Raw genomic sequence first — 20,980 nt, forward strand, 5'->3', positions numbered from 1 at the left:
CTTTATTCAACAACGCAATTCCGGCGATACTGCCGCTCACCACTTCACAAGGAGATCGTCATGCCGAACTTCAGCTCCATCGACACTTTCGCACTAGCCGGCCGCCCGGTGCGGCGCATGGGCTATGGCGCGATGCAGCTGGCCGGCCCCGGCGTGTTCGGGCCACCGCAATACCGCGACGCGGCGCTCGCGGTATTGCGTGAGGCGGTCGCGTCGGGCGTCGACCACATCGATACCAGCGATTTTTACGGGCCGCACGTGACCAATCAGTTGATCCGCGAGGCGCTCCACCCGTATCCACGCGATCTGACGATCGTGACGAAGGTGGGCGCGGTGCGCGACGGCACCGGCGCCTGGCTGCCGGCGCAGGAGCCCGCCGACCTCGAGCGCGCGGTGCATGACAATCTGCGCAACCTCGGGCTCGATGCGCTCGACGTGGTCAACATGCGCGTGATGGGCAACGTGCACGAGCCGATCGAGGGCTCGATCGAAAAGCAGGTCACGGCGCTTGCCGAGCTGCAGCAGCGCGGGCTCGTGCGTCATGTCGGCCTGAGCAACGTGACGGCCGCGCAGATTGCCGAGGCGCAGCGCATCACGAAGGTCGTGTGTGTGCAGAACCACTACAACCTCGTGCATCGCGACGACGATGCGTTGATCGATGCGCTCGCGGAGCAGGGCATCGCCTACGTGCCGTTTTTCCCGCTGGGTGGCTTCACGCCGATTCAATCGTCCGGGCTGTCGGAGCTTGCGCGCAAGCTTGAGGCGACGCCGATGCAGGTCGCGCTTGCCTGGCTATTGCATCGGGCACCTAACATTCTGCTGATTCCGGGCACGTCTTCGGTGACTCATCTGCGTGAAAACTTGGAGTCGGCGCAGTTGAAGCTCAACGACGAGGCGCTCGATCGACTGGATGCGCTCGGCGCTGAAAAGGGCTGATTACACCGATGCCGCGATGAATTCCCGCAACCATTGATGCGCGGGATCGCGATGCACCCGCTCGTGCCATAGCATCGCCATCTCGTAGCCCGGCACCTCGACGGGCGGTTCGACCATCCGCAGCGCGTCCGTGCCGCGCACGAGACGCGCGGGCAGCATCCCCACGAGATCCGTGCTCGCGAGCACCGACTGCATGAACAGAAAGTGCGGCACCGACAGCACGACCTTGCGCGCGAGTCCCAGCTTCGCGAGCGTCTCGTCGGTGACACCGAAAAAGCCGCCGCCATCGGGCGACACGATCACGTGTTCGAGCTTGCAGAACTGCGCGAGGGTGGGCCGGCGCTTCAGCTTCGGATGACCCGCGCGGCCGACCAGCACGTAGCGCTCGGCAAACAGCACGCGACGGCGCAAGCCTTCGGGCGCGCCTTCGCTCGTATGAAAGCCGATATCGATATCGCCCTGTTCGGCCTGGCGAGCGAGCCGCGGCGGCACCGCCTCGACGATCGCGAGACGCGTGCCGGGCGCCACCGCGCGCAAGCCCGCGAGCATCGGCAGGATGATCGTCGACTCCGCGTAGTCCGTTGCGGCGATGCGCCAGGTTTGCGCCGCCGCGGCCGGATCGAATGGACTGGTTGGCGCGACCGCGCGCTGCAGTGCGTCGAGCGCCTCGCGCAACGGCTCGCGCAGTGCCTGCGCTTTCGCGGTGGGCCGCATGCCGCGCGGTCCCGGCAATAGCAGCGGATCGCCGAATACGTCGCGCAGTTTCGCCAGATGCACGCTGACCGACGGCTGAGAGAAGTTCAGCCGTTCAGCGGCGCGGGTCACGTTGTGCTCTTCGAGCAGCACATCGAGCGTGACCAGCAGGTTCAGGTCGAGTCTTCTGAGATTAACCACGGCAATACCTGACATATTGGGAATTCATTTCCAATATACCTCGGCGATGCCTATCGTGACTGTTTTCAGCCACGAAGGTCCCATCATGAACGTTCTCATCATCTATGCGCATCCCGAACCGAAATCGTTGAACGGTTCGCTGAAGGACTTCACTGTCCGCCACCTCGAACGCGCCGGCCATACGGTGCTGGTGTCCGATCTGTACGCGATGAACTGGAAAGCGTCGCTAGACGCGCACGACACCCGCGAGCGTCACAGCGGCGAGCGCTTCTTCGCGTCGCTAGAATCGAAGCATGCGTTCGAGAACGGCTTGCAGAGCGAGGATATCGTGCGTGAGCAGGACAAGCTGAAGTGGGCCGATGTGGTGATTCTGCAGTTTCCGCTGTGGTGGTTCTCGATGCCGGCGATCATGAAGGGCTGGGTGGAGCGTGTCTATGCGTACGGTCTCGCGTATGGCGTCGGCGAGCATTCCGATGCGCGCTGGGGCGAGCGTTATGGCGAGGGCCGTTTCGCGGGCAAGCGCGCGATGCTGATCGTCACGGCGGGCGGCTGGGAGTCGCACTACAGCGCACGCGGCATCAACGGTCCGATCGACGACGTGCTGTTCCCGATCCAGCACGGTGTGCTGTATTACCCCGGCTTCGAGGTATTGCCGCCGTTCGTCGTCTATCGCACGAGCCGCGTCGACGAGGCGAAGTATGCCGAGGTCAGCGAGGCGCTCGGGCGACGGCTCGACACGCTGTGGACGGCCGCGCCGATCGCGTTCCTGCCGCAGAACGGCGGCGCGTATGAGATTCCGGCGCTGACATTGCGGGACGATCTGGCGCCGGGGCGGGTTGGGTTTGCCGCGCATGTTGAAGATGCGGGCGCAGAGACGGCAACTGAAGCCGATGAGGCGACCGAAGCCTGACTGGATCGTATGTTTCGCTGAAATTTGGTTGTAAGTCGCCATTGCTACAGTCGTCGACGGACATAGGCCGAGGCATGCCGGGGCGCTCTTCTTCGGATGCCTGACGAACGTAACAGCCGGAAGCAAGCGCGAGGGGCGACCCACCATGAATCCAGTCCATACGTTCTGGCTCATTCTGATGCTCATCGCATCGCCGGCGTGGGCGTTCCAGTCGCGCGTCGTCACGATTCCGAGCGCGGCGATGCATCGTACGTTCGACGCAACCATCGTGCTGCCCGATCGATACGCGCGTGGCAACCAGGCCGCGCGCTTTCCGGTCGTCTACGTGCTACATGGCTCGGGCGGCGACTACTCGGACTGGACCGCGAATTCGCATATCGGCAAGCTCGCCGACCGCTATCACGTGATCCTCGTGATGCCTGACGGCGGCCGCGACAGCTGGTACATCGATAGCCCCGTCGATCCGCGCAGCCGCTATGAAACCTACGTGGGTACGGAAGTAGTGGCCTATATCGACAGCCATTTCCGCACGATCGCGACGAAGCAGGCGCGCGCTATCACGGGTTCGAGCATGGGCGGCTTCGGTGCGCTACGCATCGCGCTCGACCGGCCCGACGCGTTCGGCGCGGCGGGCAGCATCAGCGGTGCGGTGGACCCGCGCGGGAGCGAGGACGAGCCCGGCATCGAGCGGGTGTTCGGCGACCCGATGCAATTTGCGGACTTCTGGAACAGCAAAGCGATCGTCGTGAGTGCGGAGGATTTCGGCCGCGACCATATCGCGCTGACGATCGATTGCGGGGTGAACGACTCGCTCGTGCAGTCGAACCGGCTGCTGCACGAGCGGCTCGTCGAACTCGGCGTGCCGCACGATTACGCCGAGCGGCCCGGCGGCCATACGTGGAAGTACTGGTCGAACGCGGTCAAATATCAGGTGCTGTTCTTTGCCGGCACGTTCAGGCAGGCGGCGCGCGAAATGCGTGACGCGCGCGCCGCGGCCGAGGCCTGACGGCGGACGGCTATCCGCGTCAATCGATTCCTTGAAACACCGCGTCGTCCGGTCCCAGGTAGACCGGCGGGCGCCAGGCGGCATCGCGCATCGAATGCTGGACCTGTTTGTCGACGCCGAGCAGCACCGCGAAAATCGCCATCCGCACCGGAATGCCGTTGTCGGTCTGCCGGAAAATTGCGAGCCGCGAATCGTGGTTGAGGTCGGTGCTCAAATCGTTCGCGCCGGGCCGGCTGTCGCGCGGCAGCGGGTGCATGATCAGCGTGTCGGCGCCGCACACGCTATCGACGAGCGCCTGGTTGATCTGGAAGTCGGGCGTGTAGCCTTCGAACGATTCGTCGGTGAAGCGCTCCTTCTGGATGCGCGTCGCATATACGACGTCGGCGCCGCGCAAGCCAGTGCGCAGGTCGTGCGTCTGTTCGATCACGTGAGCGTTGCGCGAAATCTGCTCGATGATATAGCCCGGCAATTCGAGCATCGGCGGCGAAATCAGCGTGAACTTGATGCCGCGATACAGCGCCAGCAGCTTCACGAGCGAATGCACGGTACGTCCGTACTTGAGGTCGCCGACCAGCGCGATGTGCGCGCCGTCGACGATCTTGCCGAGCCGCGAGAACTCGCGCTGGATCGTGTAGAGATCGAGCAGCGCCTGGCTCGGATGCTCGCCGGGACCGTCGCCGCCGTTGATCACCGGCACGTTGGTCGCGCGCGCGAATTCGGCCACCGAGCCTTGCTCCGGGTGGCGGATCACCAGCGCGTCGACATAGCCGCTCATCACCCGGCTCGTGTCGTAGATCGATTCTCCCTTCGCCATCGACGAAAACGTGAAGCCGGTCGTGTCGCACACCGAGCCGCCGAGCCGGCAGAACGCCGCGCCGAAGCTCACGCGGGTACGCGTGCTCGCCTCGAAGAACAGATTGCCGAGCACCGCGCCTTCGAGCACGCGCGAGATTTTGCGGCGCCGGGCGATCGGCTGCATGATGTCGGCGACGCGAAAGAGTGCCTCGACCGAGTCGCGCGAAAACTGATCGACCGACAGCAACTGCGGCTTGCCCTCGAACAGAATCTGGTTTGCGAGCGATTGTGAGTCTACGCTTTGCGTATATCCTTCGCCCGGCTCCGTGTTCGCGACGATCTCCGACACGAAACGCTCGACGATTTCCGGCATCGCCCGCGATTCCTGCGAGTCGTCCGGCAGCAGCCACGTATCCAGCGCCCTGCGCGACACGCCGATGCGGTTCGCGAACGTATCGCGCGTCATGTTCAGGCGACGCATCGCATCGCGTAGGAAGGCTTGTTGCGGAACGCTCATGAGGGCACCTGTCGCAAAAGTGGGTCGGCGGGAGTTAGGTAGCAAAACGCGTTGATGTACGCGGTGCGTATATTAGTTTCCGGCGCGTAGAAGTCAAGCGTTTTCCTCCGCGACCTGGTTCGCGAGGCGCCGAAGGCCCTGCGACGCGGGTTTCGCGGTTACACTGCGGTCCATGCACTCCGGCCCCACGTTCCCGCTCCGTTCTTCGACCTTCGCCCGCGTCGCTCTGGCGAGCGCGGCGGTCGCACGCGCGATCGGTGTTTCGCGCAACGTCGGCGCCAAAGCCAAAAAACAGCCGCTCATCTGACCGGAGCACGCTGTTCCGTCGTCAGATGTGCGACGGAACGACCGGTCGACCGCCCGCCTGCGGCTTTCTCCTCTGTTCTCCCTCGCACCGCTGACCCGGAATCGATACGGTCGTCATCGAGGTAGAAAACATGTCTGATTTCTCGGGTATCTGGATTCCGCTGATCACGCCGTTCGCCGACGGCGCCGTCGATCACGCTGCGTTGCGTGCGCTGGTGCGTCGCTATGCGGAGGCCGGCGTGGCCGGGCTCGTCGCGCTCGGCACGACCGGCGAACCCGCCACGCTCGACCCCGCCGAACAGGACGCCGTGCTCGCGACGATTCTCGACGCGGTGCAAGCCGTCAGCGGGTCGCCGCAGCGGCGCGCGTTGCCGGTGCTGGTCGGCGTCTCGGGCAATCACACGGCGAGCATGCGCGCGCGGATCGAGCAGTTGAATCCATTGCCGATCGCCGGCATGCTGATCGCCGCGCCGTATTACACACGGCCCTCGCAGGACGGCATCGTCGCGCATTTCAGAGCGCTCGCGGACGCGAGCGCGCATCCAGTCGTGCTCTACGATATTCCGCAACGCACCGGCGTGCGGCTCGACCTCGACACGCTGCTGACGCTCGCCGCGCATCCGCGAATTCAGGCGATCAAGGATTGCGCCGGTTCGCTCGACACGACGCTCGCGCTGATTCGCGACGGCCGTCTGCAAGTGCTCGCGGGCAACGACCTCGAACTCTTCTCGACGGTGTGCGCGGGTGGAAGTGGGGCGATCGCGGCGTCGGCGCATTGGCGGCCCGAGGGTTTCGTCGCGCTTTATCGCGCGTTGACGGACGGGAAGCTCGACGAAGGACGACGCATTTTTCACGCGCTGTTGCCGCAGATCCAGCTCGCGTTCGCGGAACCGAATCCCGCGCCGGTGAAGGCGCTGCTCGCGGCGAGGGGATGGGTGCGCAACGAATTGCGATTGCCGATGACGCGTGCGAGCGAGGCATTGACCGAACGGCTCGCGGCGTTGGGGGAGACGCTGCTCAGATAGAGACTCCGCTTGCGGCCATCATTCTGCCGCGGAGCATTGCGCCGAAGTCGTCGGCGTTGACCGGCTTGCCGAGCAGGTAGCCCTGCACTTCGTCGCACATCATCGAGCACAGCTTGTCGAGCTGCGATTGGGTTTCGACGCCCTCGGCGACCACGTCCATTTCGAGCGAGTGCGCGAGCGCGATGATCGCCGACACGATCGCGCTGCCCGCGGCGCCGTTCGCGTCGAGACCGTTGATGAAGAAGCGATCGATCTTCAGCTGCTTCACCTGGAAGCGCTGCAGATACGCGAGGCTCGAATAGCCGGTGCCGAAGTCGTCGATCGAAATGTCGAAGCCGCTCGCCTGAAACGCGCGGATTACTTCGACGGTGCGTGCAGCGTCCTGCATCGCTACGGTCTCGGTGATCTCGAACATGATCTGCTCGCACGCGACGCCCTCGCTCCTGACGATGTCGAGGATCGTCTCGACGAGGTCCGGTTGCAACAGCTGACGCGGCGACAGGTTGATCGCCACCTTCATCGCCGGCAGGCCCTGTTCGATCCAGCCGCGAATGCGCCGGCAGGTTTCGCGCACGACCCAGTAGCCGATCTGCACGATCTGCCCGGAGCGCTCGGCGACCGGGATGAACTCGGCCGGCGTCAGCGCGCCCATCTCCGGATCGTGCAGGCGGATCAGCGCCTCGGCGCCCGCGAGCGCGTCGCCGCCGCGCTGAAACTTCGGCTGGAACAGCAGCGAGAAACGATCATTCGCGAAGGCGTCGTGCAGCACTTGCTGGATCCGCAGCGTGCGCGTGGCGGCCTCGTTCATGCTGCGCTCGAAGAAGCGGTAGGTGCCGCGGCCGGCGCGCTTCGCTTCGTACATCGCGGCGTCCGCGTGCTGGAGCAGCGTCTCGACGCTGTCGCCATCGCGCGGATAGAGCGCAATGCCGATGCTCGGCATCACCTGCAGCGGTTGTTCGTCGCTCCACGTGCCCTGGCGCATCCGGTGCAGCACACCGTCGGCGAGCGCGGCCGCGTCGTCGCCGCACGTAAGGTGTTCCGTGAGCACGACGAACTCGTCGCCGCCGAGCCGCGCGACGGTGTCGCTCGAACGCACGCATTGCTGCAGGCGTTGCGCGAATGCGGACAGTACCGCGTCGCCGGCCGAGTGACCGAGCGAATCGTTGATCGTCTTGAAGCCGTCGAGATCCATGAACAGCACCGCGAACGACGTACGCTGTCGGCGCGCGCCGCTGATCGCGCGTTCGATCCGCTCCGTCAGCGTCGCGCGGTTCGGCAGGCCCGTCAGCGCGTCGAGCGTCGCGAGCCGCACGATTTGGCCGTTCAGCCGCGACACCGCGCCGAGCAGGAAGGTGGTGCGCACGTCGAAGCGCGACAGCATCAGCGTGACGATCAGCACCGCGAACGTGAGCAGGACCACCGAGGTGGCGAGCCATTGCGAATTCATGTCGTTGGCCGCGCCGCAGATCGCGCCCGGCGCGAAGTCGGCGGCGGCCATGCCGGTGTAGTGCATGCCGCTGATCGCGACGCCCATCACCAGCGCCGCGGCGAGACGTTTGCGTGCGATATGGCGCTCGTCTTCGTTGCTGAGCGCGCGCGCCATCCATAGCGCGGCGCTCGACGCACCGATCGCGATCGCGATCGAGGCCGCGAACCATGCCGGCTGGTAGTGGATCGCGGGCGCCATGCGCAGCGCCGCCATCCCGGTGTAATGCATGCCGGCGATAGCGATCCCCATCGCCACGCCGCCCATCAGCAGCCGGACCGGCGTCAGGCGCTGCTGGGTCGTCAGCGAGAGCGCCAGATACGAAGCGCCGATCGCGAGGGCCAGCGAGCAGGCGGTCGTCGCCGGGTCGTAGCCGAGCGGGATAGGCAGCGAGAACGCGAGCATCGCGACGAAGTGCATCGACCAGATGCCGACACCGAGCGCGAACGCGCCGCCGAGTCGCCATGCATGCCGCCGGCGCGTGGAGCCGAGCAGGAAGATGCGGCCCGTCAGATCAAGCGCGGTGTACGACGCGAGGGTCGCGACCGCGAACGAAATCGCGACGAGCCAGAAATTATATGAACTCTGCATATTATGTCCGCCGGGAAGAGTCCGGCTGGACATGTTATCGGCACTTTTCCGCCTTTTGTTTAACTTATTTGCGATTTGCGAACAGGGGGCAAAGCCGACGCGCGGACGGCGGCGAATGCCGCGCTGGAACGCGTGTCGGATGGCGAGTCACGCTATGCATCGGAGCGTGGATCGGACGGCGGATCGGCGTCCTCGCGGCTCAGTTGGAAGCCTTCGTCCAGCCAGCCGGTGACGCCGCCCGCCATCAGCTTGACGGGCCGCCCCAGTTGGGCGAGCCGCAGTGCGCCGCGCGCCGCACCGTTGCAGTGCGGGCCCGCGCAGTAGGTGACGAACAGCGTGTCCGGCGCATAAGCCGCGAGCTTCGACGCGACGATCTTGCCGTGCGGCAGATTCAGCGCGCCCGGCACGTGGCCCTGCGCGAACAGTGCGGGACTGCGCACGTCGAGCAGCACGAAGCCGGGGGCGCCGCTCGCGAGCGCGGCGTGGACGTCGGTGCAATCGGTTTCGAAGCGCAGCGACGCCTGGAAGTGCGCGAGCGCGGCGGTGCTGTCGGCGGCGGGGATTGCGGTGACGGCGTTCGGGACGGTGGTGAGGTTGTCGTGAGTCATGGCAAGCAGGGGTAAGTTCATCGGGTGGTGGGGCGCGCGCGTTTCAGGCACGGTCGATTGTGACGAGCGGCGGGTCGCCCGGTAAGTGGCGTGATCGTCAATCTTCGGTAACATTGCGCCATGCACAATCATCTCGTCGTCGCGCTGGCCTACGACCGGCTCTGCACCTTCGAATTCGGCTGCGTGACCGAACTGTTCGCACTCGAACGTCCCGAGCTCGGCGTGCCGTGGTATCGCTTCGCGGTCTGTGCGAGCGAGCCCGGTCCGATCCGCGCGGCGGGAGGCATCACGCTGGCCGCGCCGTACACGCTGAAGCTGCTCGCGAGCGCCGACACGATCGTGATTCCGGGTTGGCGCGATGCCGACGAGGTGCCGCCGGCCGCGCTGCTGCGCAAGCTTCGCGCGGCTTACGAGCGCGGCGCACGGCTCTGCTCGATCTGCTCGGGCGTGTTCGTGCTCGCGGCGGCCGGCGTGCTCGACGGCAAGACCGTGACGACCCACTGGCGCTACGCGGACAAGTTGCAGCAGCGCTATCCGCAACTGCGTGTGCAGCCCGACGCGCTATATGTCGATGAAGGGCAGGTGATCACGTCGGCGGGATCGGCGGCCGGGCTCGACATGCTGCTGCATCTGGTGCGGCGCGATCATGGCGGCGCGGTTGCGAATCGCGTCGCGCAACGGCTCGTGGTGCCGCCGCATCGCGAGGGTGGCCAGGCGCAGTTCGTGCCGCGCCCGATGCAGCGCGACGAAAGCGGACGTATCGCGAAGCTGATGGACTGGGTGCGCAGCCATGCGGCCGAGCCGCATACGCTGCGCTCGCTCGCCGGGCGCGCGGCGATGAGCCCGCGCACGCTGCAACGGCAGTTCCGCGACGCGACCGGCATGGCGCCTTATGAATGGCTCGTCAGGGAGCGCGTCGCGCTTGCGCGCGAGTTGCTCGAAACCGCGACGCCGCTGCCGATGGCGCGCGTCGCCGAGCTGGCGGGGTTCGGGTCGGAGGAGTCGTTGCGGCGGCATTTTCGCCGGATCGCGTTGACGAGTCCGGGGGCGTATCGGCGCAGGTTCGGTGGGCAGGGGTGAGTCCAGCAGATCGTAAGCACAATGGATGCGACACATTGATGACATTGGACATCTATTCGAACCAACATGGCGCGTTCGTCAGCAACAGGAGCCGCATTGAATTCGCGGCACGCTCCGAGGTCACAACAGCAGGCATGGAGCTCACGTCGAGCTCGCTCATTCAACGGAACCCGCTATGCCCGATATCGCAAAGATCATCGCCAACTTCAACGCCGGGCGCGACCCCGAACGACTCGCGATGAAATACAAAGCCATGCGCGGCTCGCCGTTCGTGTTTCTGCGCGGCACCTGCCATCTGTTCTATGCGCGTCTGCCGCGCGCGAACGTACTCGACGACGCGCCGCACGTGTGGATCTGCGGCGACATGCACCTCGAAAATTTCGGCAGCTACAAGGGCGACAATCGCCTCGTCTACTTCGACAACAACGACTTCGACGAAGCCTGTCTCGCGCCGGTTCCCTACGAGCTCGTGCGTCTGTTGACGAGCGTGCTGGTCGGCGCGGCCAACCTGAAGCTGAGCCGCGCTGAAGCGCTCGCGCTGTGCCACACCGCGCTCGATGCCTACGGCGCCGCGCTCGCCTACGGCAAGTCGCGCTGGATCGAAGCGGAGACCGCGACCGGCATGGTGCGCGATCTGTTCGTCGCGCTGGCAAGCCGCACGCGTGCCGCGCATCTGGACCGGCGCACGGTGCTCAAGGGCAAAACGCGCATGCTGAAGATCGACGGCAAGAAAGCGCTGCCCGTCAGCGATGAACGGCGTGCCGCGGTCGCGCAGTTCATGCAGCAGTTCGCGGTGACGGAGCCGAATCCCGAGTTCTACCGCACGCTCGATGTCGCGCGCCGTATCGCGGGGACGGGCAGCCTCGGTGTCGATCGCTATGTGATTCTGGTCGAAGGCAAGGGCTCGCCCGATGGCAACTATCTGATCGATTTGAAAGAGGCGCTGCCGTCATCGGTGAGTGCGCACGTGACGGCGACGCAGCCGAAGTGGCAGACCGAGGCGCAGCGTGTCGTCGAAGTGCAGCGGCGCAATCAGGCGGTCTCGCAGGCCTTTTTGCACGCGGTGGAATTCAACCAGCGCTCTTATGTGCTGCGGAGTTTGCAGCCATCGGAAGATCGCGTCGTGCTTGCCGGCTGGGACGGCAAGCTGCCGCGGCTCGAGGCAGTGATCAACAGCATGGCCGAGTTGAGCGCGTGGGCGCATCTGCGCAGCGGAGGGCGGCAGAAGTCGGCGATCGCGGACGATCTGATCGCGTTCGGCAGTCGGCGCGATTGGCAACTGCCGTTGATCGATCTTGCGACGCAGTGTGAGGCGCAGGTCGCGACGGACTGGAAGGCTTATTGCGAAGCTTATGATCGGGGAAGCTTCGAGACCAGCGGCACGGCCCACTGAAGCGTTGCATTGGAGGGCCGGCGCGGGCGTCAGGGCTGCGGACGGCGTCGCGGTGATCGGCGGCGATCGATGACGACCGGGGAAGTTGCGCGGGCCATGACCGCTCGCGATTGACGAAGCGGGAAACGGAGCAGGATCACGTGTGCGCGGGCCGTACGAGCCGCGCGTCGAAAGTCGCGTTGTCTCATACGTGCCCCAGCACCTTCCACCAAAGCGGTCCAACGACCAGCCAGGCCACCATGTAAAACAGGCTCATCAAAAATCCCGCCTTCCACCATTCGCCCTGGGTCACGTAGCCCGCGCCGAACATGACGGGACCGGAGCCGATGCCATATTGCGTCAGGCAACCGTTCACATTGCTCAGAATGCCGAGCGAGACGGCGGCGACGAAGGGCGGGACGCCGGCGGCGACCATCAGTGCCATGGAAAGTGGAAACAGCGCGCTGATATGCGCGGTGGCGCTGGCGAAAAAGTAGTGAATGTAAACGTAGATCGCGGCCACCAGCATATAGACCGCCAGCATCGGAAAGCCCGCGAGATGCGCGCCGAATTCCTTGCCGAACCAGCTCACCATGCCATATTCGTTGAGCTTGGAGGCCAGCATGATGAGCAGACCGATCCAGATCATCGTGTCCCAGGCGGACTTCTCGTTCAGCGCGTCCTGCCAGGTCAGCACGCCGCTGATGAACAGCAACGAAACGCCGATCGCCGCCGCGAGCGTCGCGCCGACGCCGAGATCGTCGCCGAACACCCACAGCACCAGCAAGCCGACGAAGATGCACGCCATGATGATTTCTTTGACCGAGATGGGCCCCATCGTCGTGAGCTCTCGTTGCGCGAGGTCGGTGGCATCGGGGGTGCGTCTGACCTGCGGCGGGGCGATCCACAGCATGGCGATCGGAATCACGGCGAGGCACAGCAGACCGGGGATCGACGCCGCCACCGCCCAGTCGAGCCAGCTGATCGACACGCCCTGGTCCGCGGCCAGCCTCACCGCCAGCGGATTGCCCGCCATTGCCGTGATGAACATGCCCGCCGTGATGATGTTCGCGTGGAAGGCGCAGAGAATCAGGTAGCGTCCCACCTTCACGCGTGATTCCGGATCGTCGGCGTGACTGCCCAGCACGTCGGAAATGGCTCGCGTGATCGGCAACATCACGCCGCCCGCGCGCGCGGTGATGCTCGGCATCGCGGGGGAGATCACGAGTTCGGTCAACACGAGCCCGTAGCCGAGCCCGGTCGTTCGCTTTCCCAGCAATCGCATGAACAGAAGCGCGATCCGGCGGCCAAGGCCGGTCTTGATCACGCCGCGTGAAATGAAAAACGCGAGCATGACGAGCCATACGAGGTCGGTGCCGGTGGATTTGGTGACGTCGGCAAACGACAGAACGCCGACGAGCACGCCAATGGTCGAGCCGATGATGGCAACCACCGACATCGGCAGCGGGGCTGTCATGATGCCGGCAATGGTCGCGACGAACACGGCGAACATATGCCACGCCTTCGGCTGGAGCCCGGCGGGCGCGGGCAGAAACCACAGCACGACGCCGACCGCGATCGGTACCAGATATTTCCAGACGCCGGCCGGCAGTCCGACCGAGGGCTTCGGCGTGGCGGGAGGCGAGCTGGTGGGCCGTGAAACCTTGGCAGGTGTAGGAGCCATGTTGGACCTCGTGGCGGCGTGGTTGGGTATGTTCGGAGTGCGCGGGAAGGCGTCACCGCTCGTGGAGCACGCTTTCCGTCGCGTCCTTGACGATGCGCGCGCTACCTAGCAAGGTCTCGCGCTCGATAGGGTCGAGTTCCGGATAGGCGATCAACCGCGCCCCCGCGCCATTGACGACCATCGGCAGCGACACGCACACGTCCGGTACGCCTTCCACTTCGGGCTGAACGATGCCAACCGTGAGGATCAGATCGGTGTCGTGCACGATGGCCTCGCAGATCCTTCCTATCGCGCTGGCGATGCCGTAATGGGTGGCGCCTTTGCCTTCCTTGATGAGCTTCGCCGCCTCGTGGACGGAGCGCAGGATCAGATCCCTGCTGGCGGGGCCCAGCTCCTTGCCGTTCCGCGTCAGAAAGGTTTCGAGCGGCATGCCGCAGACCGTCGCCGCGGACCACTGGATCACGGCCGATTCGCCGTGCTCGCCGAGCACATAGGCGTGAATCGCGGAGGCCACCACGCCGAGCCGCTCGGACAGCAGGGAGCGCAGCCGCCCGGTATCGAGCGAGGTGCCCGTGCTGATCACGCGCTCGCGCTCGCAGCGCAGTTGGTCGTAAACGGCGCCGGTCAGCACGTCGCACGGGTTGGTCGCGATCAGATAGATGGCGTCGGGCGCGAGCGGCGCGATCCGCCCGACGATTTCGGTCGCGATGTCCGCATTGGTTCTGGCAAGGTGCAGGCGAGTCTCGCCGGATTTGACGCCGGCGCCGGCCGTGATCACGACGATGTCGGCGTCACGCGCGTCTTCGTAGTCCCCTGCGCGAAAACGGCTGTGCCCCCAGAATGCCGCGGCGTGGGCGAGATCGAGAACCTGTCCCTCAGCGCGCACCCGCGCGACATCGATGATGACGACTTTCGCGCTCGGAATGGCCAACGCCACGAACAGCGCTGCCGATCCCCCGACCAGCCCCGCGCCGACGATAACGATCTTGGCCTGCCGCATAGCGAACCTCGTCAAGTTCGGGCTTCAGCCCCCTCGGGGCATAGTCGCACGCGCGCGTTTGTCATCAATCGGACCTTGGTCCTACACGGCCGCGGCACGTTTTTTCACGCGCTCCGCTCAACCCATTGACTCCGCCAATCCGGTGCCTCGAACGGATCCGCAAAATACTGCGTCTCGTGGACGACCTTGCCTTCGCGGAACTCCATCACGCTGACCGTGTAAGCGATGCGCCCCTGATAGTTGATCGTGTACTCGGTGATCCACAGATTGCCCTCGCCTTGAATGCGCCTGATTGCGAATCCCGATGGCTTGCCGGGATGATGGCCGCGCAGCGCCTGCAAATTGGTTCGTCCATGAATTCGCTCGCCCGATTGGGGATAGTCGCAGATCGCATCGTCGGCGTAGATAGCGTGTTCGGCGTCGAGATCGCCGTCCGCCGACGCTCGCCAGTGTGCGTTCAAGGCTGCACGTATCGCTTCTTCGTTCATGGAGCGCCTCCAGAGCCGGGTGTTGCAGTCGACCAGCCGCGCGTGGCCGCCGCGTTGAAATTTCGCCGCCAGCGCATAGTCTGCGCCATAAAATCCCTGGCCCAACCGTTGCTGGAAGTACTCTCCCAGACGTGCAAAAAATGTCTGGCGCCTGCAGGGATTGCTCGCCGAGCGGTCCGGTCATTCGGACTGCCGGCCTGCGCGCGAGGGCCGGGACATCCGTTTGCCGTCTCCTTTGTTGCGGAGTCTCTGAAGAGAAGGCGAGCGCTCGGTGAGCATTGGCGACATCTGTTGCTCCGCCCGCCGCGCTTTCTCGAAGGCAGGAGTCCACCGGATTTTCCGGCCGATCATTTCGAAGTCGATTTCGTCGGCCGCGCGACGCCAGACGATCTCACCGAGCTTGGCCGTGCGCAAACGGGCTTCGACTTGTGACCGGAACGGGCATGGCCGCGTCTGGATCGGGAGCAGAACTTGCTGCGCCTTCAGCATGGCAACGACCTAAGGAGGACCGGCCATGGCAACCACACCGAACAAGGACGAAAACCCGATCCGCCCGGATCAGTCCGACGTCGTGCAGACGGATCTGCCCGACCTCGGTCCATCGCTGGACCCGGATGAGCCGCCGCTCGATCCCGACATCGACCCCGATAGCGAGGACGACAAGCCATAGACGAGCGCATTCGCCCGATAAAAAAAGAATCGAAGCGAAATGCGGGCGTTTCTGATAGCCGCGGCATTTCCTCACATGGCGGAATTGCCGCGCGAGTTCGGTTTTGCCATGAGTGCCGCGCATAGCGACTTCAACGGAGACGGAGGTTTGCCGGAGCGATGCGCTCCGTGACAGCCTCGCTGACGGGCCGTCTCCGCGCGCACAAAAAGATGCACGCGGGCGACACGCGCCAGTGCTGCCAAAGAGAAACGTTTGAGCGGCGTGTCCCTGAGCCGCTACAACTGACTCTCGATCGCGGCTTTATCGATGACCGACCAGACTTGCTGGATCTTGCCGTCACCAAACTCGTAGAAGACGTTCTCGGAAAACTCCACCCGTTTTCCTTGCACGGGAAGCCCAAGTAACATGCCGATGGGTGTGCAGTCAAAATGCAATCGGCTTGCGATATGTGGCGGCTCGCAAACCAGCATCTGAATCTCGAAGTGCAGGTCCGGAATTTCGCGGAAGTCTCTTTCCAGCATCTCGCGATAGCCCGACAAACCGATTCGTTGGCCGTTGTACTTCACGTCTTCGCCAACGAAGTCTCGCAGCTTTGACCAGTCCTGCGTGTTCAGGCAGGCGATATAGGCGCGGTAGAGTTCCGACAGATTGAGTTCGCTCATCGCAATCGTCTTCCATGCTTCAGTGGATAAGCCGATTGTCGGCGATCCGAGACTTTGCGTTGCACGGCTGCCAGGAATTTTCGTCGGAAGCCTCAAATATCCGCTGCGATCGAACAACCTCGATGCGCGCCGCATCACCCTCGCACGCATGCCAGAAACCCCTCCAGACAAACCCGGATTGCTGCGCCGATTTCCCCGCTGCTATCGTTCGCTGGACAGTGTGGAAGCGCTTCCACTTAAGCGTTCACAGTAAGTCCGAACGCCAGCGCCTCGAGTTCCACCACCTCCGGTTCAACGACCTCATGGCAGGAGAGAATCCGTGGTAAACGACGCATCAGCAGTCACCGACGCCGCCCGTCCAACCGCTCACCGCGACCCGCATTCCGATCCATTCACACCGCCCGCCGATTCGTCGCTGTGGCGCCAGGATTTCCTGCTCGGCGCGGCCACCGCGGCGTATCAGATCGAAGGCGCGGTCAACGAAGACGGCCGCCTGCCGTCGATCTGGGACACGTTCTCGGCCACACCGGGCAAGGTGTTGGCCGGCGACACCGGCGCCGTCGCGTGCGATCACTACCATCGCTGGGAACAGGACGTCGACCTGCTCGCGGGCCTCGGCCTCGAAGCGTACCGGCTGTCGACCGCATGGCCGCGTGTGATGGACGAAAACGGCACGCCGAACCGCAAGGGGCTCGACTTCTACAAGCGCCTGCTCGGACGGCTCAAAGAGAAGAACATCGCGACTTTCGTCACGCTTTATCACTGGGACCTGCCTCAGCATCTCGAGGATCGCGGCGGCTGGCTCAATCGCGAAACCGCGTACCGTTTCGTCGATTACGCGGATCTGATGAGCCGCGAGCTGCACGGCCTCGTCGATGCGTGGGCGACGCTCAACGAGCCGTGGTGTTCGGCGTACCTCGGCTACGGCAACGGCCATCACGCGCCGGGACTCTCGAACCTGCGTTTCGCCGCGCAGGCCATGCATCATCTGCTGCTCGCGCACGGTCTCGCGACTCCGGTGCTGCGCGCGAACGATCCGCGCTCGCACAAGGGCATCGTCGCGAATGTCGGGCGCGGCACGCCGAATAGCGACAGCGCCGCCGACCGTCGCGCGGCCGAGCTGTTCGAAGTTCAGCACAACGCGTGGATTCTCGATCCGCTGTTCAAGGGCGAGTATCCGCAAGACCTGTTCGAGTTGTGGCCGGGCAGCGAGCCGCTCGTGCTCGCAGGCGACATGCAGACGATCAATACGCCGCTCGATTTTCTCGGCATCAACTATTATTTCCGCACCAACGTGGCGAGCGATGGTGCGCACGGTTTCAAGGAGGTGCCGCTCGAGGGTGTCGAGCGCACGCAGATGGGCTGGGAGGTTTACCCTGACGGTCTTCGCGATCTGTTGACCGGTTTCAGGAATACCTATGCCAATCTGCCGCCGATCTACATCACCGAGAACGGCATGGCATCGGACGACAAGGTGATCGACGGCCGCGTCGAGGACACGCAGCGCATCTCGTTCCTGAAGCGCCATCTCGCCGCGGTCGATCAGGCGATCAAGGCGGGCGTCGACGTGCGCGGCTATTTCCTGTGGTCGCTGATGGACAACTTCGAGTGGGCTTTCGGCTATGAGCGGCGCTTCGGCATCGTGCACGTCGACTACCAAACGCAGAAGCGTACGGTCAAGCGCAGCGCGGAGCTGGTGTCGAAATTCCTCGAAGATCGCAACGCGCAAGCGCAATAAACACAATTAAAACGACGCAGCAACGATGTAAAGCCGGGTGGAGCTGGAAAGTATTTCGACTTGACACACGGGCACTGAGCCTGGAGGAGACGGAATGAACAGCAACAGAATGGTCTTGCGAGGCGTAGTTGCGGCACTGGCGCTGTATGGCGTCGTCGCGCATGCGGAACCGCTCAAGGCTAACGTGATTCACTGGTGGACCTCGGGCGGCGAGTCGGCCGCGATTCGGCAGTTTGCCGTCGCGTACGACAAGGCCGGTGGCCAATGGGTCGACAACGCAGTCGCCGGCGGAGATCAGGCGCGTGCCACCGCGATCAACCGGATCGTCGGCGGCGATCCACCCACCGCCGCCCAATTCAATACGTCGAAGCAGTTTCACGATCTGATCGACCAGGGACTCCTGAATAACGTCGACGACGTCGCCGCGAAAGAAAACTGGAACGGCATTTTCCCGCAGTCGATTCTCGACAGTATCCGCGTGAAGGGCCACTTCTACGCGGCGCCGGTCGACATTCATATGCCGGCGTGGTTCTTCTACTCGAAGCCGGTGTTCCAGAAAGCGGGCATCGCGAGCGAGCCAAAAAGCTACGACGAATTCATCGCCGATCTCGGCAAGCTGAAGAGCGCGGGCGTGATTCCGCTCGCGTTCGGCGGCCAACCGTGGCAGGAGAAGATCACGTTCGACGCGGTGCTCGCCGATGTGGGCGGCCCGGACCTGTATATGAAGATTTATCGCGATCACGATCAGACCGCGGTCAACTCCGATGCGTTCAAGAAGGTGCTCGTGTCGTTCAAGCGGCTGCACGATTTCGTCGATCCGGGCTCGCCTGGCCGCAACTGGAACGACGCGACCGCGCTCGTGACTTCGGGCAAGGCCGGCGTTCAGATCATGGGCGACTGGGCGAAGGGCGAGTTCGTCGCGGCGAATCAAACGGCGGGCAAGGACTTCGGCTGCTTCCCGGGCTTCGGTCCGCGTTCGCCGTATCTGGTCGCGGGCGACGTCTTCGTGTTCCCGAAAACCGACAGCGCGGCGGCGATCAAGGCGCAGAATCTGCTCGCCACGGTGATGACCTCGACGTCCGCGCAGGTCGCGTTCAGCGCGAAGAAGGGCTCGATTCCGATCCGGTCTGACGTCGACGAAAGCAGCCTCGACGTCTGCGCCAAGGAGGGCATCGCGATCATGAAGGACAAGTCGCGCCAGTTGCCGAATCCGGAAATGTTGCTGTCGCCCGATACGCAGGGTGCGTTGACTGACGTCGTGACGAACTTCTGGAACAAGAACGAGTCCGTCGACGACGCGCAGAAAGCGTTCGCCAGCGCGTTGAAGGGCTAGGCCTCGCCATGCACGCGCTCAAGCTGCCAGCCGAGGGTTCGAAACCACAGGACAAGTCGCACCCCAAACCGCGAAACAAGCCGCTGAACCGGCGGTTTTCGATCGCGGTCTGGCTGGCCTTGCTGCCGATGCTCCTGACCGTCGTGTTCACGTACCTGGGCACGATGGTCTGGACCGCGCGCGTGTCGCTCAGCAATTCGCACACGTTTCCGTCGAACGACTTCGTGGGCTTCACGCAGTACGTGCGGCTCTTTCACAACGACCGCTGGTTGATGTCGCTGCAGAACATCGTGATCTATGGCGCGTGTTTCATCATCGCGTGCATGGTGATCGGCTTGCTGCTGGCGATCTTTATCGATCAGCGCGTGGTCGCCGAAGGCGCGTTGCGCACGGTGTTTCTGTATCCGTACGCGATGTCGTTCGTCGCGACCGGGCTCGTATGGCAATGGATCCTGAATCCCGCGCTCGGTGCGCAGCAGGTGCTGCGCAATCTCGGCTTCGCGCATGCGCGCTTCGACTGGATCGTCGATCAGGACTGGGTCATCTACACGATCGTGATCGCGACCGTGTGGCAAGCTTCGGGCCTCGTGATGGCGCTGTTGCTCGCGGGCCTGCGCGGCATCGACGAAGAGTTGTGGAAAGCCGCGCGCATCGACGGTATTCCACGCTGGCGCGTGTACGCGAGCATCGTGGTGCCGATGCTCGGACCGTCGATCTCTACCGCGTTCGTGCTGCTGTTCGTGATGGTCGTGAAGCTGTACGACGCGGTAGTCGCGATGACGCAGGGCGGCCCCGGCACCGCGAGCGAAGTGCCGGCCAAATTCATCATGGACTATCTGTTCGGGCGCGCGAACATCGGCCTTGCGTCGGCCGCATCGATCGTGCTGCTCGCGACGGTGCTGGCGGTTCTCGCGCCGTTCTTCTATGCACGCAGCCGTGCGGCGCTGCGCGGGGAGAGAGGATGAACACGCTCGATTCCACGCTCAAAGGCGGCCTGCCGCATCGCGCGCGCACGCGGCCCCGCCGCTCGGCGTTTTCGCCGGCGCGCCTCGGCATCTACGCGTTTCTGCTCACCGCGGCGGCGTTCTTTCTGCTGCCGCTCTACGTGATGCTGGTCACGTCGGTCAAACCGATGAGCGAGATCCGCCTCGGCAATCTGCTCGGCTTGCCGATGCATTTCACGCTCGACGCGTGGAGCGCCGCGTGGCAGTCGGCCTGCACCGGGCTCGATTGCAACGGCATTCGCGTCGGCTTCTGGAACTCGGTGCGTATCGTCGTGCCAAGCACGGTTCTGTCGATCATGGTCGGCGCGGTGAACGGCTACGCGCTGTCGTTCTGGCGGCCGCGCGGCGCGGGTCTGCTGTTCGGCGTGCTGCTGATCGGCGCGTTCATTCCAGTGCAGGTAATGATCTATCCGCTCGTGCGCGTGCTCGCGAGCGTGCATCTGTTCAGCTCGCTGCCGGGCATCGTATTGATTCATACGATGTTCGGCATGCCGGTGATGACGCTGCTGTTCCGCAACTACTACGCGTCGATTCCGCAGGAGCTGTTCAAGGCCGCGCGCATCGACGGCGGCAGCTTCTGGCGCATCTTCTTTCAACTGATGCTGCCGATGTCGACGCCGATCATCGTCGTCGCGCTGATCATGCAGGTCACGAACATCTGGAACGACTTCATTCTGGGCCTTGTGTTCGCTGGCACGAAGAATCTGCCGATGACGGTGCAGTTGAACAACATCATCAACACGACGACCGGCGAGCGGCTCTACAACGTCAATATGGCGGCGACCATTCTGACGTCGATGGTGCCGCTCGCGGTTTATTTCATTTCGGGCCGCTGGTTCGTGCGCGGCATCGCGTCGGGCGCCGTCAAGGGGTAG

At 64.2% G+C, this 20,980-nt stretch carries 20 protein-coding genes and 1 pseudogene; 13 read left to right on the forward strand and 8 right to left on the reverse strand.

All coding sequences use genetic code 11. From position 1 onward, the window contains the following. Positions 1-60: 60 nt before the first annotated feature. The gene (locus tag HDG39_RS20300; RefSeq protein ID WP_184008050.1) at positions 61-936 is read left to right on the forward strand and encodes an aldo/keto reductase family oxidoreductase; all 876 of its coding nucleotides are present in this window, start codon (positions 61-63) and stop codon (positions 934-936) included. Here the strand turns inward: HDG39_RS20300 and HDG39_RS20305 are convergent, their stop codons facing one another. Then, positions 937-1,845, reverse strand: coding sequence for a LysR family transcriptional regulator (locus HDG39_RS20305; protein ID WP_184008052.1), 909 nt, complete (start codon positions 1,843-1,845; stop codon positions 937-939). A gap of 70 nt (positions 1,846-1,915) precedes the next feature. On the opposite strand from HDG39_RS20305, the gene HDG39_RS20310 reads away from it, so the two are divergent. Next, on the forward strand, positions 1,916-2,740 hold the full coding sequence (locus tag HDG39_RS20310) for an NAD(P)H-dependent oxidoreductase (protein ID WP_184008054.1): 825 nt from the start codon (positions 1,916-1,918) through the stop codon (positions 2,738-2,740). A gap of 145 nt (positions 2,741-2,885) precedes the next feature. After that, positions 2,886-3,746, forward strand: coding sequence for an alpha/beta hydrolase (locus HDG39_RS20315; protein WP_184008056.1), 861 nt, complete (start codon positions 2,886-2,888; stop codon positions 3,744-3,746). Between the two features lie 19 nt (positions 3,747-3,765). Here the strand turns inward: HDG39_RS20315 and HDG39_RS20320 are convergent, their stop codons facing one another. Beyond that, entirely contained in the window at positions 3,766-5,058 is a 1,293-nt protein-coding gene (locus tag HDG39_RS20320) for an aspartate carbamoyltransferase (protein WP_184008058.1), read from the reverse strand. Between the two features lie 437 nt (positions 5,059-5,495). Here HDG39_RS20320 and dapA point away from each other — a divergent pair, with 437 nt between their 5' ends. After that, complete coding sequence (gene dapA / locus HDG39_RS20325) at positions 5,496-6,389, forward strand: 4-hydroxy-tetrahydrodipicolinate synthase (protein ID WP_184008060.1); 894 nt, start codon at positions 5,496-5,498, stop codon at positions 6,387-6,389. Here the strand turns inward: dapA and HDG39_RS20330 are convergent. Both HDG39_RS20330 and HDG39_RS20335 read right to left on the reverse strand, forming a co-directional pair. Then, on the reverse strand, positions 6,382-8,466 hold the full coding sequence (locus HDG39_RS20330; RefSeq protein WP_184008062.1) for a putative bifunctional diguanylate cyclase/phosphodiesterase: 2,085 nt from the start codon (positions 8,464-8,466) through the stop codon (positions 6,382-6,384). The genes dapA and HDG39_RS20330 overlap by 8 nt on opposite strands. Positions 8,467-8,618: 152 nt before the next feature. Next, positions 8,619-9,074: a rhodanese-like domain-containing protein gene (locus HDG39_RS20335; RefSeq protein WP_184008294.1), complete on the reverse strand. Its 456-nt coding sequence runs from the start codon at positions 9,072-9,074 to the stop codon at positions 8,619-8,621. A 120-nt stretch (positions 9,075-9,194) separates the two neighbouring features. Between HDG39_RS20335 and ftrA the strand changes: the two genes are divergently transcribed. Next, positions 9,195-10,154: a transcriptional regulator FtrA gene (gene ftrA / locus HDG39_RS20340; RefSeq protein WP_184008064.1), complete on the forward strand. Its 960-nt coding sequence runs from the start codon at positions 9,195-9,197 to the stop codon at positions 10,152-10,154. Positions 10,155-10,329: 175 nt separating this feature from the next. Beyond that, complete coding sequence (locus tag HDG39_RS20345) at positions 10,330-11,547, forward strand: DUF2252 domain-containing protein (RefSeq protein ID WP_184008065.1); 1,218 nt, start codon at positions 10,330-10,332, stop codon at positions 11,545-11,547. Positions 11,548-11,731: 184 nt separating this feature from the next. On the opposite strand, the gene HDG39_RS20350 is transcribed toward HDG39_RS20345, so the two are convergent. The 3 genes from HDG39_RS20350 to HDG39_RS20360 all read right to left on the reverse strand — a co-directional run bounded on the left by HDG39_RS20350 (position 11,732) and on the right by HDG39_RS20360 (position 14,698). Further along, positions 11,732-13,210: a DASS family sodium-coupled anion symporter gene (locus HDG39_RS20350; RefSeq protein WP_018424839.1), complete on the reverse strand. Its 1,479-nt coding sequence runs from the start codon at positions 13,208-13,210 to the stop codon at positions 11,732-11,734. Positions 13,211-13,262: 52 nt separating this feature from the next. Then, positions 13,263-14,210 carry a lactate/malate family dehydrogenase gene (locus HDG39_RS20355; protein ID WP_184008067.1) on the reverse strand — a complete coding sequence of 316 codons (948 nt, stop codon included), beginning with the start codon at positions 14,208-14,210 and terminating at the stop codon, positions 13,263-13,265. Positions 14,211-14,314: 104 nt separating this feature from the next. Next, on the reverse strand, positions 14,315-14,698 hold the full coding sequence (locus HDG39_RS20360; RefSeq protein WP_184008296.1) for a nuclear transport factor 2 family protein: 384 nt from the start codon (positions 14,696-14,698) through the stop codon (positions 14,315-14,317). Between the two features lie 303 nt (positions 14,699-15,001). On the opposite strand from HDG39_RS20360, the pseudogene HDG39_RS35635 reads away from it, so the two are divergent. Next, a pseudogene (locus tag HDG39_RS35635) lies at positions 15,002-15,130 on the forward strand (DUF1479 domain-containing protein); the annotation flags it as partial. Positions 15,131-15,212: 82 nt separating this feature from the next. After that, entirely contained in the window at positions 15,213-15,368 is a 156-nt protein-coding gene (locus HDG39_RS20370) for a hypothetical protein (RefSeq protein ID WP_184008069.1), read from the forward strand. A gap of 275 nt (positions 15,369-15,643) precedes the next feature. Here the strand turns inward: HDG39_RS20370 and HDG39_RS20375 are convergent, their stop codons facing one another. Beyond that, a complete protein-coding gene (locus tag HDG39_RS20375; protein WP_184008298.1) occupies positions 15,644-16,030 on the reverse strand; it encodes an ester cyclase in 387 nt (128 codons plus the stop codon). On the opposite strand from HDG39_RS20375, the gene HDG39_RS34650 reads away from it, so the two are divergent. The 5 genes from HDG39_RS34650 to HDG39_RS20395 all read left to right on the forward strand — a co-directional run bounded on the left by HDG39_RS34650 (position 16,017) and on the right by HDG39_RS20395 (position 20,980). Then, on the forward strand, positions 16,017-16,283 hold the full coding sequence (locus HDG39_RS34650; RefSeq protein WP_184117204.1) for a hypothetical protein: 267 nt from the start codon (positions 16,017-16,019) through the stop codon (positions 16,281-16,283). The genes HDG39_RS20375 and HDG39_RS34650 overlap by 14 nt on opposite strands. A 66-nt stretch (positions 16,284-16,349) precedes the next feature. Beyond that, complete coding sequence (locus HDG39_RS20380; RefSeq protein ID WP_184008071.1) at positions 16,350-17,768, forward strand: GH1 family beta-glucosidase; 1,419 nt, start codon at positions 16,350-16,352, stop codon at positions 17,766-17,768. Between the two features lie 94 nt (positions 17,769-17,862). After that, positions 17,863-19,101, forward strand: coding sequence for an ABC transporter substrate-binding protein (locus HDG39_RS20385; protein WP_184008073.1), 1,239 nt, complete (start codon positions 17,863-17,865; stop codon positions 19,099-19,101). An 8-nt stretch (positions 19,102-19,109) separates the two neighbouring features. Beyond that, positions 19,110-20,066, forward strand: coding sequence for a carbohydrate ABC transporter permease (locus tag HDG39_RS20390; protein WP_184008075.1), 957 nt, complete (start codon positions 19,110-19,112; stop codon positions 20,064-20,066). Next, positions 20,063-20,980 carry a carbohydrate ABC transporter permease gene (locus tag HDG39_RS20395; protein ID WP_184008077.1) on the forward strand — a complete coding sequence of 306 codons (918 nt, stop codon included), beginning with the start codon at positions 20,063-20,065 and terminating at the stop codon, positions 20,978-20,980. The genes HDG39_RS20390 and HDG39_RS20395 overlap by 4 nt, the downstream gene beginning before the upstream one ends.

Origin of the sequence: Paraburkholderia lebeckiae (genome assembly GCF_014201005.1) — a bacterium.
GTDB lineage: Bacteria > Pseudomonadota > Gammaproteobacteria > Burkholderiales > Burkholderiaceae > Paraburkholderia > Paraburkholderia tuberum.